We start from the raw sequence: 259 nt of genomic DNA on the forward strand, positions 1-259 counted from the left end.
GTAGTAGAGAATTAAGATCTCAACCTATTAGTTCATATGTCTCCCAAATTTCCAATGAGTTTCCTGAAGCTAAAAATGAAATCATATCGACTATCAAAAGATGGAGTGATTTTACATATTTGAATGTTTCTGGAGGTGTAACAAAAAAATGGAGTTATGATGGATTAACTCTGATTGGAGATTCTGCGCACACTATGGGTCCTGCTCTAGGTCAAGGTATTAATCAAGCAATTAAAGATGCAATTGGAATGAGTAAAAT

The 259-nt window shown here is 34.0% G+C and carries 1 protein-coding gene; it reads left to right on the plus strand.

Going from position 1 to position 259, the window contains the following annotated elements; all coding sequences use genetic code 11:
* A partial coding sequence (locus AC6UDG_RS07680; RefSeq protein WP_500706988.1) for an FAD-dependent monooxygenase occupies positions 1-259 on the plus strand: 259 nt, incomplete at both ends.

This window comes from Fructilactobacillus sp. X2R1C1, assembly GCF_059901435.1.